10 protein-coding genes, 1 tRNA gene and 2 pseudogenes are annotated in these 14,223 nt (G+C 53.3%); 10 read left to right on the forward strand and 3 right to left on the reverse strand.

All coding sequences use genetic code 11. The features are described 5' to 3' along the window. Positions 1-86: 86 nt before the first annotated feature. On the reverse strand, positions 87-4,118 hold the full coding sequence (gene ftsK / locus NNO03_RS20995) for a DNA translocase FtsK (protein WP_271450429.1): 4,032 nt from the start codon (positions 4,116-4,118) through the stop codon (positions 87-89). Between the two features lie 134 nt (positions 4,119-4,252). Then, positions 4,253-4,747: a leucine-responsive transcriptional regulator Lrp gene (lrp, locus tag NNO03_RS21000; RefSeq protein ID WP_002439523.1), complete on the reverse strand. Its 495-nt coding sequence runs from the start codon at positions 4,745-4,747 to the stop codon at positions 4,253-4,255. Between the two features lie 616 nt (positions 4,748-5,363). Here lrp and trxB point away from each other — a divergent pair. From trxB to infA, 7 genes and pseudogenes are all read left to right on the forward strand, one after another. Next, entirely contained in the window at positions 5,364-6,332 is a 969-nt protein-coding gene (gene trxB, locus NNO03_RS21005) for a thioredoxin-disulfide reductase (protein ID WP_005123580.1), read from the forward strand. 114 nt (positions 6,333-6,446) lie between these two features. Beyond that, positions 6,447-8,213: a cysteine/glutathione ABC transporter permease/ATP-binding protein CydD gene (gene cydD / locus NNO03_RS21010; RefSeq protein WP_271450430.1), complete on the forward strand. Its 1,767-nt coding sequence runs from the start codon at positions 6,447-6,449 to the stop codon at positions 8,211-8,213. Next, positions 8,214-9,935: a cysteine/glutathione ABC transporter ATP-binding protein/permease CydC gene (cydC, locus tag NNO03_RS21015; protein ID WP_271450431.1), complete on the forward strand. Its 1,722-nt coding sequence runs from the start codon at positions 8,214-8,216 to the stop codon at positions 9,933-9,935. It begins immediately after the preceding gene. Positions 9,936-9,979: 44 nt separating this feature from the next. Then, on the forward strand, positions 9,980-10,684 hold the full coding sequence (aat, locus tag NNO03_RS21020) for a leucyl/phenylalanyl-tRNA--protein transferase (RefSeq protein WP_005123586.1): 705 nt from the start codon (positions 9,980-9,982) through the stop codon (positions 10,682-10,684). Next, a pseudogene (locus NNO03_RS21025) lies at positions 10,685-10,759 on the forward strand (hypothetical protein); the annotation flags it as partial. Between the two features lie 113 nt (positions 10,760-10,872). Next, positions 10,873-11,043 (forward strand): annotated as a pseudogene (locus NNO03_RS21030) (hypothetical protein); the annotation flags it as partial. After that, positions 10,971-11,189 carry a translation initiation factor IF-1 gene (gene infA / locus NNO03_RS21035; RefSeq protein WP_002211347.1) on the forward strand — a complete coding sequence of 73 codons (219 nt, stop codon included), beginning with the start codon at positions 10,971-10,973 and terminating at the stop codon, positions 11,187-11,189. The pseudogene NNO03_RS21030 and the gene infA, both read left to right, overlap by 73 nt. A 78-nt stretch (positions 11,190-11,267) precedes the next feature. Here the strand turns inward: infA and NNO03_RS21040 are convergent, their stop codons facing one another. Further along, on the reverse strand, positions 11,268-12,179 hold the full coding sequence (locus NNO03_RS21040; protein WP_271450432.1) for a LysR family transcriptional regulator: 912 nt from the start codon (positions 12,177-12,179) through the stop codon (positions 11,268-11,270). Positions 12,180-12,287: 108 nt separating this feature from the next. Here NNO03_RS21040 and NNO03_RS21045 point away from each other — a divergent pair, with 108 nt between their 5' ends. From NNO03_RS21045 to NNO03_RS21055, 3 genes are all read left to right on the forward strand, one after another. Then, positions 12,288-13,148, forward strand: coding sequence for a pirin family protein (locus NNO03_RS21045; RefSeq protein WP_271450433.1), 861 nt, complete (start codon positions 12,288-12,290; stop codon positions 13,146-13,148). A gap of 16 nt (positions 13,149-13,164) precedes the next feature. Then, positions 13,165-13,842 carry an isochorismatase family protein gene (locus NNO03_RS21050; RefSeq protein WP_005123590.1) on the forward strand — a complete coding sequence of 226 codons (678 nt, stop codon included), beginning with the start codon at positions 13,165-13,167 and terminating at the stop codon, positions 13,840-13,842. A 149-nt stretch (positions 13,843-13,991) separates the two neighbouring features. Continuing rightward, positions 13,992-14,079: transfer RNA gene (locus NNO03_RS21055), tRNA-Ser, on the forward strand. The last annotated feature ends 144 nt before the right edge of the window (positions 14,080-14,223 follow it).

Genomic DNA, 14,223 nt, shown 5'->3' on the forward strand with positions numbered 1-14,223 from the left:
CCAACGGGGAGCTCCTTCTGCTATCCATTTCAGGCCAAAAATCAGCATGAGGAAAGTAGAAAATACTGAATTACTTAACTTTGCAATCAATCAAAGGGCGGTGGGGCCAACACTTCACGATTGCCATTATGTCCCTGCTCGCTGACAATTCCCTGCGCTTCCATCTGTTCGATGATGCGCGCCGCACGGTTATAACCAATGCGGAACTGGCGCTGGACGCCGGAGATGGAAGCTTTGCGTTTCTGGGTAACAAAATTCACCGCCTGATCGAACAACGGATCCAGTTCTTCCCCACCGTCAAAACCACCGCCGCCACCTTCACTTTCGGTGTCCGAGGTGATGCCTTCCACGTACTGTGGACGGCCACGCGCTTTCCAGTCCTGGACGACCGCGTGAACCTCTTCATCGCGCACAAAGGCACCATGTACACGCACCGGAATCGTTGAGTTTGGTGCAGAATAGAGCATATCGCCCATGCCCAACAGGGATTCAGCGCCACCCTGATCAAGAATGGTACGAGAGTCAATTTTGCTCGAGACAGTAAACGCTATACGCGTCGGGATATTTGCTTTGATAAGCCCAGTGATAACGTCAACTGACGGACGCTGGGTTGCCAGCACCAGGTGGATACCTGCCGCACGCGCTTTTTGCGCCAGACGGGCGATCAGTTCTTCCACTTTTTTACCGACAGTCATCATCAAATCAGCAAATTCATCGACCAGAACCACAATATACGGCTCTTTTTTCAGTACCGGATGAGTGACATCCATGCTATCGCCTGGTTTCCAGTACGGATCCGGGATTGGACGTCCCATACGATCTGCTTCCGCAATCTTCTCGTTGTAGCCCGCAAGGTTACGCACACCCAGCGCTGACATCAGCTTATAGCGGCGTTCCATTTCATTAACGCTCCAGCGCAAGGCATTGGCTGCGTCTTTCATATCCGTAACAACTTCAGTCAACAGATGCGGGATACCTTCATAAACCGACAGCTCGAGCATTTTCGGGTCGATCATGATAAAGCGAACATCTTCCGGCTGCGCCTTGTAGAGCATGCTGAGGATCATGGCGTTGACCCCAACAGATTTACCTGACCCCGTAGTACCTGCCACCAACAGATGCGGCATCTTCGCCAAATCGGCAGTCACAGGTTCACCAGCAATGTCCTTGCCGAGAACGACAGTAAGCGGTGACGGATTATCACGGAATTTCGCGTTATCCAGTACTTCACGCAGATAGACGGTCTGGCGTTTTTTGTTCGGTAATTCCAGTCCGACATACGGTTTACCTGGAATAACCTCCACTACACGAACTGCCGCAGTGGATAGCGAGCGCGCCAGATCTCGGGAGAGGTTAGAAATACGCGCAGCTTTAACACCCGGTGCCAGATTTAGCTCAAAACGGGTAATGACCGGTCCGGGCGAGTAGTTCACCACATCGGCTTTAATACGGAAATCGGCCAGACGCGCTTCCACCAGACGCGCCATTTGCTCCAGCGCGAATGTATCTATTGGCTCAACTTCCGCCGGTGGTGGGGTGAGCAAATCCAGCGATGGCAGCAGTGTCGTCGGACGCTGTACAGGGCGGCTGTCGCCATTCCGCATCAATAACGGATGGATCAGGCTTTCCTGCGGCGGTGGTGTGACAGGCTGCGATGGCTGCTGATAGTGCTGCTGCGGAGCGACAGGCTGTGGCGGCTGCTGATAATGCTGCTGCGGTGCAACAGGCTGTGGCGGCTGCTGATAATGCTGCTGCGGTGCGACAGGCTGTGGCGGCTGCTGGTAATGCTGCTGCGGTGCAACAGGCTGCGGCGGCTGCTGATAATGCTGCTGCGGTGTAACAGGCTGTGGCGGCTGCTGATAATGCTGCTGCGGTGCGACAGGCTGTTGATACTGTGGCGCAGGTTCCGGCATCACGCTGGGGGTAAACAGCGGCTCATGCGGACCTTCATCCACTAACGCTTTCATTGGTGAGAATTCAAAATCATCAAGCGAGAATGGATTCGCCCCGGCAGGCTGCGCGCCGGAATAACGTTGCTGTTGGGAAGATGCGAACTGACGCGCCAGTTCAGCTTCTGCTGCTGAATCTTCGTCATCAGCATGCGCTGTGTCATCCTGATACTCTTCGCCATAGCGATGCTGCTGCGACTGAGCAAATTGACGCGCCAGTTCATCCTGCTGCATGGCATCAATTTCATCGTCACTGTATTGCGCATCCGTATCAAGCTGCTCTTCGCGCGCTTTCTCTTCAGCCATACGTTGTGAAGGCAACTTAATGCCATATGAAGCTAACTCCCGGCGTGTCGGGACACGCACACGATTAGGACGTGGCAGTTGCGGGCCAATTCCCTCTTTCACCTGCGGACGCGGCGCACCACTCCCAGCAAGACTAAATACCGGTGCGGCAACGGCTGCACCGGCACCCAATGCAGCGTTTTTCGCCCCAGCAGCCAACGGCGCTGCGGCAGCCACAGACTCAACGGGAGGTATGGATGCAGCAGGCATAGACGGTGCAACGGGTTTCACCCGCTCAGGCTCTTGTACAGGTTCTGGAATCGGCTGATACCAGGCAGCTAGCTGCTCACGCTCACGCGCACGTTTTTCTTCCACTTCTTCAAAATAGTAGAGCGGTGGACGTGCTGGTTTCACCTCTTCAACGACAGGTTCAGGCTCGGCAACCGGCGGCTGTTCCACCACGGGCTGCTGATGAACCACGGGTTGTTGCTGCACGGTGTCTTGCTGATAGACAAGCTGCGGTTCAAGCGGCGCACTCTGCTGGTAAACCGGTTCTGGTTGCCAGGCGTGTTCCACCACCGGCTCAGGTGCTTGCCACGGCATTGCCGGTTGCGGCATCGTCGGCTGTTCATAGCCAGCTTCGGCAACTGGCGGTACAGAATATGGCATCTGCGGTTCAACCGGTGCGGGTTGCTGCCAGGGTTCATAAGGCTGAACCGGAGGCTGTGCGTACTGAACGGGCTGTGGGTAACCTTCCGGTGCTGGCGCGATAACCGCTTCACCGGTTTGCGGAGCCGGTGCAGATTGCCATGCCACAGCAGGAACGGGTTGTTCTAAAACGGCTCCCGGTACTGGCGCAGGTTGCAACAGCGGGTCGACTGGCGCACTCCAGGCCTGAGTTGCCGCAGTGGCCGCTGCCGCGGTGACCGGCTCAGTCACTGAATGGCCGTTTAATAGCGGGTCGAATTCATCGTATTCAGGCAATGTGGCACGGTTGCCAGAGAACAAGACATCGTTAGGATCGGCTACAACGCCACGCGCGCTGTATTCAATTTCATCCTCATCATCCATGCGCTTGCCGGAGAACAGCGCGGCATCAGTGTGACGCCCAAGTGGATTGGTAAACTTCTCTGCCAGCCGTTTACGGCGCGCTAACGCTCCGCGCAGAATACGTGCCCGTCGGGATTCATGTGGGGTGCCATCAACGGCGTCGACAGACTCTTCATCATCGTCATATTCTTCGTCATCAACCCAGGTATCATCGCGACGAGTACGATTGCTGGCAAATGTCAGGATATTCAGTAACCAGCCGCCCAGTTTCTCGGCAATGCTCACCCATGACCAGCCAGTAAACAGCGTTAAACCCGCGGCCCAGATACATAACAGCGCAAGCGTACCACCACTGCTGTGCAACAAGGGTTGCAGCGTGGTACTGAGCAGGCTGCCAATAACGCCGCCAGAGGCAAAATACCAGATGTCATCGGCATTGATTGCGGCAAGCCCGCAAGAGGTGAGGATCAGCGCCAGAACGCCAATAATACGCAGCGATACGGCGAAGTAATCGACGTATTCGTCGCTGGCCTGATGTCGCCAGGCAAACCAGCAACCGCCGACGATTATCACGGGGATAGTGTAAGCCATGACACCAAAAATAAAGAACAGCGTATCCGCCAGCCATGCTCCGGGTATGCCGCCCAGATTATGGATAGGTTCGTGCCATGCGGTTTGCGACCAACTGGGGTCCGAAGGGTTAAAGCTGAGTAAGGCAGCCATCAACCAGACGGCAAAAAGGGCAATAAGGATCAGCAACGCTTCCAGAAGTCGGCGCCCGCTGCTTAACTTCGTCAATGTGACGTCTTTGTCTTCAGTGTATTCCTGGCTCAAAAACGGCTCTCCAGGTTTCAGGCTTTTCCTGCCCGATGCTAAAACGGACAACAGCACCGGGTTACCCCGGCACTGTTGCTGTATGGATTAACAGGAGTGTAATCAAACTGCGTCGATTTTGCACCTGTTCCGTGTTAGCGCGTCTTAATTACCAGACGATTGCTCTGTTTGACTTCTTCCATTACCACGTAAGTACGTGTGTCATTCACGCCAGGCAGACGCAGCAGGGTTTCCCCCAGCAGCTTACGGTATGCCGACATATCCGGTACGCGTGTTTTCAGCAGATAGTCGAAATCACCGGAAACCAAATGACACTCTTGAATTTCTTCAAGTTTTTGTACTGCAGAGTTAAATTGCTCAAACACATCCGGGGCGCCACGATTCAGAGTAATCTCAACAAAAACCAGAAGTGATGCATCCAGATAATGCGGGTTCAACAGCGCTGTATAGCCCTGAATAAAACCCTGTCTTTCCAACCGACGCACACGCTCAAGGCAGGGCGTTGGAGAAAGTCCCACTCGTTTTGAAAGCTCGACGTTAGAAATACGCCCATCCTTTTGCAGCTCATTAAGAATGTTACGATCGATACGGTCGAGATCTTTGCCAGGGCGCTTCTTACTATCTACCATTATTATTGTCTCTCTGTATTCCTTCCCTACTCCTGCCTGACTCTACTAACATCACTGTTCAGAGTCGCTACCCATCACAATAAACCGCAACCCAGAGGGATTTACGGTGCGCAATGCCTGGGTTTATGGTGAGAAGACCGTTGCCTGTCGGCGGCTATCGACATCACGAATGGCATCTGTCCACACCATGCGTAGATTTCACTAACCCGGTAAACATGGTATCTACATGCATGATTATGCAGCATATACATGACACAGTTTTTTTCTTCCTTGAATGTTTTCGCAAAACAGCAGGTGATTGTCAAAGCAAAACATCGATTTTTAGTACAACATGCCAGTTATTCATTGGGAGTGATGGAAAATCGTCATTTTATCACCTTATAACTGACCAATTTTAAGTAGAAATCATTATACCCCCGCCATACTTCACGTTGTCTATGTGTTGGCTTCACGCGTCCCCAACTCGAATGAGTTAGAGAAGTGTATGGCCCTCAATTTTGCCCATCATCGGTTTCCGCTATTACACATATTGTTAACAAAATCGCCATACTCTTTTTTTACGTCTGCAAATTCCCTACAATCCTGCCCATTGCCTACCAACAACTATGGGGATCTCATGGGCACGACCAAACACAGTAAACTTCTTATTCTGGGTTCAGGCCCTGCGGGCTATACCGCCGCCGTCTACGCTGCGCGCGCAAACCTGCAGCCGGTGCTGATTACCGGTATGGAAAAAGGCGGTCAACTGACCACCACAACAGAAGTGGAGAACTGGCCTGGCGATCCAAACGATCTCACCGGCCCACTGCTGATGGAGCGCATGCACGAGCACGCAACGAAATTTGAAACGGAGATCATCTTCGATCACATCAGTAAGGTTGATCTGCAAAACCGTCCTTTCCGTCTCACCGGAGACAGCGGCGAATACACCTGTGACGCACTGATCATCGCCACTGGCGCTTCAGCACGCTATCTGGGCTTACCTTCAGAAGAAGCCTTTAAAGGCCGCGGTGTCTCCGCCTGCGCAACCTGCGACGGTTTCTTCTATCGTAACCAAAAAGTTGCGGTGATCGGCGGCGGCAACACCGCTGTGGAAGAAGCGTTATACCTGGCGAATATCGCCTCCGAAGTTCACTTGATTCACCGCCGCGACAGTTTCCGTGCCGAGAAAATCCTCATCAAACGTTTGATGGATAAAGTTGAAAACGGCAACATCGTGCTGCACACGCATCGCACACTGGAAGAAGTGACTGGCGATCAAATGGGTGTAACCGGATTGCGTCTGCGCGATACGCAAAATACTGACAACGTTGAATCTCTCGACGTCGCCGGATTGTTTGTCGCCATCGGCCACAGCCCGAACACGGCTATTTTCGATGGTCAACTTGAACTGGAAAACGGCTATATCAAAGTTCAGTCCGGTATTCACGGCAATGCGACACAAACCAGCATTCCTGGTGTGTTCGCTGCCGGTGACGTGATGGACCATATTTATCGTCAGGCGATTACCTCAGCTGGCACAGGTTGTATGGCCGCCCTGGACGCTGAACGTTATCTCGACGGTCTGGCGGACGCCTGCAAATAGTTTTTACAAATCAGTAACAAAAGTAAAAAAGGCGACTATAAGTCGCCTTTATTTTTGCCCCGTTGTAACATTGTCCTGCCCAAAAATTCCAATAACTCACCTGCTAAGCGTGCAATGAATAAAACCCGTCAAAAAGAGCTTACCCGCTGGTTAAAACAGCAAAGTGTCATTTCTCAACGCTGGCTGAATATTTCACGCCTGTTGGGGTTCGTGAGTGGCCTGTTAATTGTCGCTCAGGCCTGGCTCATGGCTCGGATTCTGCAGCACATGATCATGGAAAATATTCCCCGTGAAGCGCTGCTGTTCCCTTTCGTCGTGCTGGTCTTGATTTTTATCCTGCGGGCGTGGGTTGTCTGGTTACGTGAGCGAATAGGGTTTCACGCGGGCCAACATATTCGTTTTGAGATTCGTCGCCAGGTTCTGGACCGTCTGCAACAGGCGGGGCCAGCATGGATACAGGGGAAGCCTGCCGGAAGCTGGGCCACGCTGATTCTGGAACAGATTGACGATATGCATGACTACTATGCGCGTTATTTGCCGCAAATGGCGCTTGCGGTTTGCGTCCCGTTATTGATTGTGGCTGCCGTTTTCCCGTCAAACTGGGTTGCAGCCCTTATCCTGTTGGGAACCGCACCACTGATCCCTCTGTTTATGGCGATGGTCGGTATGGGCGCTGCCGATGCCAACCGGCGTAACTTTCAGGCACTTGCCCGACTCAGCGGTCACTTCCTCGATCGCTTGCGCGGCATGGAAACACTGAGAATTTTTGGTCGCGGCGAAGCGGAGACGGAAAGCATCCGGGCTGCATCGCAGGATTTCCGTCAGCGCACGATGGAAGTGCTTCGCCTGGCATTCCTCTCTTCGGGCGTGCTGGAGTTTTTCACTTCGCTCTCTATTGCCCTGGTAGCCGTGTACTTCGGTTTTTCTTATCTCGGCGAGCTTGATTTCGGTCACTACGGAACCGGCGTCACGCTGGCGGCAGGTTTCCTGGCGCTGATTCTGGCACCGGAATTTTTCCAGCCGCTGCGCGACCTGGGGACGTTTTACCATGCCAAGGCGCAAGCGGTAGGCGCTGCCGACAGTCTGAAAACGTTCATGGAAACCCCGCTCGCGCATCCTGAGCGTGGCGATATTGAGCTGGCGACCAAAGACGCGGTTGCAATTGAAGCCGAAAATCTGATCATCACCTCACCCGAAGGCAAAATTCTGGCTGGCCCGCTTAACTTCTCCCTACCCGCAGGCCAGCGCGCGGTGCTGGTTGGGCGTAGTGGTTCCGGTAAGAGCTCGTTGCTGAATGTCCTGTCAGGTTTTCTCTCGTATCAGGGCTCATTGCGTATTAATGGCTTTGAACTTCGTGACTTGTCGCCTGACGCCTGGCGTAAACAACTCTCATGGGTTGGGCAAAACCCGCAGCTTCCGGCTGCTACATTGCGTGAAAATGTGCTGCTGGCATGCCCTGATGCCAGCGAAGAACAGCTACAGGCCGCGCTCGATAGCGCCTGGGTCAGTGAGTTTTTACCGCTGCTTCCTCAGGGTGTGGATACCCCTGTAGGCGACCAAGCAGGTCGACTTTCTGTCGGACAAGCACAGCGCGTTGCCGTTGCCCGCGCCTTACTCAACCCGTGTCAGTTACTGCTGCTCGACGAACCCGCAGCCAGTCTGGATGCACACAGCGAACAACGCGTGATGCAGGCGTTGAATGCGGCATCGCGCCGCCAGAGCACACTGATGGTTACGCACCAGTTGGAAGATCTTGCCGACTGGGACGCTATCTGGGTCATGCAAGACGGTCAGATTGTCGAACAAGGTACCTATGCGCAACTTAGCGCAGCCAACGGGGCTTTTGCGACATTACTGGCTCACCGTCAGGAGGACATCTAAATGCGCGCTTTGCTACCCTATCTGACGCTGTATAAGCGTCATAAATGGATGTTAACACTGGGGATCGTTCTGGCGATCGTCACATTATTGGCAAGCATTGGTTTACTGACGCTTTCAGGCTGGTTCCTGTCTGCTTCCGCCGTTGTCGGTGTCACCGGGATCTACAGTTTTAACTACATGCTCCCGGCGGCTGGCGTTCGCGGGGCGGCAATTACCCGAACCGCAGGTCGTTATTTCGAACGACTGGTCAGTCACGACGCGACGTTTCGTGTATTGCAGCATTTGCGTATTTACACCTTCAGCAAATTGCTGCCGCTCTCCCCTGCCGGGCTCGCCCGATACGGTCAGGGCGAACTGCTCAACCGCGTTGTGGCGGATGTCGACACACTCGATCATCTCTATTTACGTGTGCTCTCCCCGCTGGTTGGCGCGTTTGTCGTTATTGTGGTGGTCACGCTAGGATTGAGCGTTCTCGATCTCACGCTCGCCATCACCCTTGGCGGCATTATGCTGCTGACTCTGTTTATCTTGCCTCCGTTGTTTTACCAGGCGGGTAAAAGCACCGGGCAGAACCTGACGCATCTGCGCGGGCAATATCGTCAGCAGTTGACCTCCTGGTTACAGGGTCAGGCTGAGCTGACCATTTTTGGTGCCAGCGATCGCTATCGCACACAAATGGAAACCACCGAATTACAGTGGCACGAAGCGCAGCGTCGTCAGTCCGAATTAACGGCCTTGTCTCAGGCTGTCATGCTGCTGATTGGCGCTCTGGCTGTAGTGATGATGTTATGGATGGCTTCAGGTGGCGTAGGTGGAAACACACAACCCGGCGCACTGATAGCGTTGTTTGTATTCTGCGCGCTGGCCGCTTTCGAAGCGCTGGCCCCTGTTACCGGCGCATTTCAACATCTCGGCCAGGTGATTGCTTCAGCACTACGTATTACCGAGCTGACAGAGCAGAAACCGGAAGTCACCTTCCCGGATACGGAAGCTACCGTTTCGGAACAAATTACTCTGACATTGCGTGAGGTGTCTTTCAGCTATCCTGGGCAAACACAAAAAGCGCTGGACACCCTTTCTTTGCTCGCTAAACCTGGTGAACACATTGCGATTCTGGGTCGGACAGGCTGTGGGAAATCAACGTTACTGCAATTATTAACCCGTGCATGGGATCCACAAAGCGGCGAAATCCTGATTAACGATCATCCGATTTCAACGCTGAACGAAGCCGCTTTACGCCAATGCATCAGCGTCGTACCACAGCGAGTACATCTGTTCAGTGCGACATTGCGCGATAATCTGCTGCTGGCTGCGCCACACGCCAGCGATGAAGCGCTATCCGGGATGCTGTGCCGTGTCGGTCTGGAAAAACTACTTGAAGGTGACGGGCTCAATGCCTGGCTGGGTGAAGGCGGTCGTCAGCTTTCAGGCGGAGAGCTACGCCGTTTGGCTATCGCGCGAGCCTTGCTGCACGATGCGCCGCTGATGCTTCTGGATGAACCTACTGAAGGTCTGGATGCGACAACGGAAAGTCAAATGCTTGAATTGATTAACGATGTGATGCGCAATAAAACCGTACTCATGGTCACACATCGCCTGCGCGGACTGTCGCGATTTAATCAAATAATAGTGATGGACAACGGACACATAATTGAGCAAGGTAATCACGCAGATCTGTTAGCCAGGCAGGGGCGTTATTACCAGTTTAAGCAACGTCTGTAAGCTATTATTGAACGATCCAACTCGCGTAGTGGAGTTTCGCTGTCATGCGCCTGGTGCAACTGTCCCGCCATTCTATCGCCTTCCCCTCACCGGAAGGCGCTTTACGCGAGCCTAACGGTTTATTAGCGCTGGGGGGCGATCTCAGCCCTGCCCGCCTGCTAATGGCCTACCAACGCGGTATTTTCCCGTGGTTTTCCCCTGGCGACCCTATTCTCTGGTGGTCGCCCGACCCACGCGCCATTCTCTGGCCTGACAAATTTCACGTAAGTCGCAGCATGAAGCGCTTTCATAAACACTCACCGTATCGCGTGACGCTTAATTACGCGTTTGGTCAGGTCATTGAAGGATGTGCAAACGACCGGGAAGAAGGCACCTGGATAACGCATGATGTCGTGGATGCCTATCATCGGTTGCATGAACTTGGACACGCGCACTCTATTGAAGTATGGCGACAAAATGAATTAGTCGGCGGGATGTACGGTGTTGCGCAAGGTACCCTTTTCTGCGGTGAATCGATGTTCAGTCGCCAGGAAAATGCATCCAAAACCGCACTGCTTGTTTTTTGCGCTGAATTTATCCGTCAGGGCGGAAAATTAATCGATTGCCAGGTGTTAAATACCCACACCGCGTCACTGGGAGCCATTGAGACTCCGCGCAGGGACTACCTTGAACATTTAAGCAGGCTACGCCAGCAGCGCCTACCGAGCCACTTCTGGGTGCCCAGGACGTTATTTTCGCCTCAGGAGTGAATGTTTTCGGCACATTTTTTGTCGGGGTGTTATAATTGGTGCCGCAGAGTCGGTTTAGCCCATTACCCCGCCGCCGTTAAGGAACAGTTCGCGTCAGGCAACGCCTATCGTTTATCTCATCGTTCCCTTACACGTTGCGCTTTTAGTGCGGCTTTGTTGTGTGCGGTTAGAGTAATGCGCCAAACCCGATTTGCTGCGTTTTAAACGCACAAATCTTTACTTATTAAAAGAACTTCGGCATTATCTTGCCGGTTCAAATTACGGTAGTGATACCCCAGAGGATTAGATGGCCAAAGAAGACAATATTGAAATGCAGGGTACCGTTCTCGATACGTTACCTAATACCATGTTCCGCGTAGAGTTAGAAAACGGTCACGTGGTTACTGCACACATCTCCGGTAAAATGCGTAAAAACTATATCCGCATCCTGACGGGCGACAAAGTGACTGTTGAACTAACCCCGTACGACCTGAGCAAAGGCCGCATTGTCTTCCGTAGTCGCTGATTGTTTAAACGCCCGAATGGCGTCCAGATAATAAAAGGTCGGTTTAACCGGCCTTTTTTGTGGACTGATGTTACGTATTTAATCCTCGTTCATGCGTGCATATTCTTCCGTAAGAAAATCCACCAATGCACGAACCGACGGCAATAACCCCCTGCGCGATGGAAAGACCGCGTGAATGATCTCTCGCTTTGGTTCCCAACCGTCCAGTAATGCCACCAGCTCGCCCGCCGCTATTTGCGCTTTTACCATCAATTGTGGGAGCTGAACGACCCCTACACCTGCCACTGCCGCTTCGCGTAAAGCCAGCATGTCGGTGGTGATCATACGGGGTGTGAAATGCACCTCCGCACGCGCGCCCTGTGGGCCAAATAATTCCCAGCGATGCACATGCTTACCCGTGGCCAGGCTCAGACCCGGCCATCGGGTCAGCTCCGCTGGCGCATGTAAAGTGCCCATCTGATCGATCAATCGCGGGCTGGCATACAGGCGATGCCCCCTGTCAGCAAGTACACGCATTACCAGATCGCTATCCTCAAAAGGACGGGGTCTGACGCGAATCGCGACATCAAGGCCTTCACCTACCACGTCAACCCGGCGGTTTGTAGCCTCAAGCTGTACGGATACATCGGGATAACGTGCCATAAAACGGGCGAGCATGGCGCCGACATGCACGTGCAGTAAAGTGACCGGACAGGTCAGCTTCACAATACCTCGCGGCTCTACCTGCAACGCCGCGATGGCATCCTGCGCTGCCTGCGCTTCCACCAGCATAGCCTTACAGTGTTCGTAGAACGTTTGCCCAACTTCAGTAACATTAAACTGCCGGGTGGTTCGCTGAATCAACCGCACCCCCAGCCTCTCCTCCAGTTGTGCAATTCGGCGGCTCAGTTTTGATTTCGGTTCATCGAGCGCCCGACCGGCCGCAGCGAATCCTCCCTCTTCAACGACGTGAACAAACCACGCGAAATCATTGAGATCCGGCTTAGTCATCTTATTGTCCTATTTATGAGACTGTGAAGGCTATTTTAGCTACTACTCAGTTCTCTGTCATGAATATAAGCTTATTCACATCAAGATAACGCCACTGAGGAGATACATATGAAACAAGTAACAGGCGTCTACACCGCACCTCGCCCACACTGGGTTGGCGATGGATTCCCGGTTCGCTCGATGTTCTCTTACCAGTCTCATGCTGAACAGTTAAGTCCGTTCCTGCTGCTGGATTACGCCGGGCCACATACCTTCACCCCAGGTAATGAAAAACGTGGCGTGGGCGAACACCCTCACCGTGGTTTCGAAACGGTGACCATCGTTTACAGCGGTGAAGTTGAACATCGTGACTCAACTGGCCGCGGTGGGATTATCGGCCCAGGCGACGTGCAGTGGATGACTGCAGGTGCAGGCATATTACACGAAGAATTCCATTCTCCGGAATTTACCCGGAAGGGTGGCGAGCTGGAAATGGTGCAACTCTGGGTCAACCTACCAGCGAAAGACAAAATGGCCGTACCAGGATATCAAGGCATTAGTAGTGATGTTATCCCTACTGCCTCGCTGCCAGATGACGCCGGCACTCTCCGTGTCATTGCGGGCAGCTATCAGGAGACAAAAGGTCCGGCACATACCTTCTCGCCACTGAACGTCTGGGATATGCGCCTGCAACGTAATCACCAGCTTACGTTGTCCCAGCCGGAAGGATGGAGCACCGCCCTGGTGGTATTGAAAGGCAATATCACCGTCAACGGCACCACGCCAGCCAGCGAAGCGCAACTGGTGGTGCTAAGCCAGCAAGGGAAAACGCTGCACATTGAAGCCACCAGCGATGCCATCGTGCTGCTGCTGTCTGGCGAACCGTTAAACGAACCGATTGTGGGTTACGGTCCGTTTGTCATGAACACGAAACAAGAAATCGCAGAAGCCGTACGCGATTTTAACTCCGGCCGCTTTGGCCAAATTTGAATCAAAGGAGAATACTATGTCCAGTCCTGCAAACTTTAATGGTTCACGCCCGGTCATCGATGTAAATGATTCCGTTATGCTGCTTATCGATCACCAAAGCGGACTTTTCCAGACCGTAGGTGATATGCCAATGCCTGAACTGCGTGCACGTGCTGCCGCGCTGGCTAAAATGGCCTCTCTGGCGAAGATGCCGGTGATTACCACCGCATCAGTACCGCAGGGACCGAACGGTCCGTTGATCCCTGAGATCCACGCCAATGCGCCGCACGCCCAATACGTGGCGCGTAAAGGTGAAATCAACGCCTGGGATAACGAAGATTTTGTTAAAGCCGTGAAAGCGACCGGTCGTAAGACGCTGATTATCGCCGGTACTATCACCAGTGTTTGCATGGCTTTCCCAGCCATTAGTGCGGTTGCTGAAGGTTACAAAGTGTTCGCAGTTATCGATGCTTCCGGCACCTACAGTAAAATGGCGCAGGAAATTACCCTGGCGCGCGTGGTTCAGGCTGGCGTCGTGCCGATGGATACCGCTGCTGTCGCGTCTGAAATTCAGGGGACATGGAATCGTGAAGACGCTGCTGAATGGGCAGAAGTGTATACCAAAGTCTTCCCAGCTTATCAGTTGCTGATAGAGAGCTACAGCAAAGCTCAGGAAGTCGTCACCAACGGCGAAAAACTGGACTCTCAGCGTTAATTATATCCTCCGCGCCAGTCCGGGCGGAGGAATATGTACACTGCGTAACCAAACAACAGTGAACACGTAAATTCTGCTTGACCGTTTTAGCGCAACTCCCTATAGTAGCGCCCCGTTGCCCCCCAAGCGGTCAGGCAGCAATACAATATGGTGAGGTGTCCGAGTGGCTGAAGGAGCACGCCTGGAAAGTGTGTATACGGCAACGTATCCGGGGTTCGAATCCCCGCCTCACCGCCATATTTTAAGAAGAGCTTGTACGCAAGTACGGGCTTTTTTTTCGCATATTTCACAGCCTGGCGGGGATGAGAAGCCCGGACCGGGTTCGACTACTGGCGCAGCCAGTTGGACAGACTGAGCGCGCAGCGAACAGGCTGCCCGCAG

Source organism: Citrobacter sp. Igbk 16 (assembly GCF_028069755.1).
Lineage (GTDB): Bacteria > Pseudomonadota > Gammaproteobacteria > Enterobacterales > Enterobacteriaceae > Citrobacter.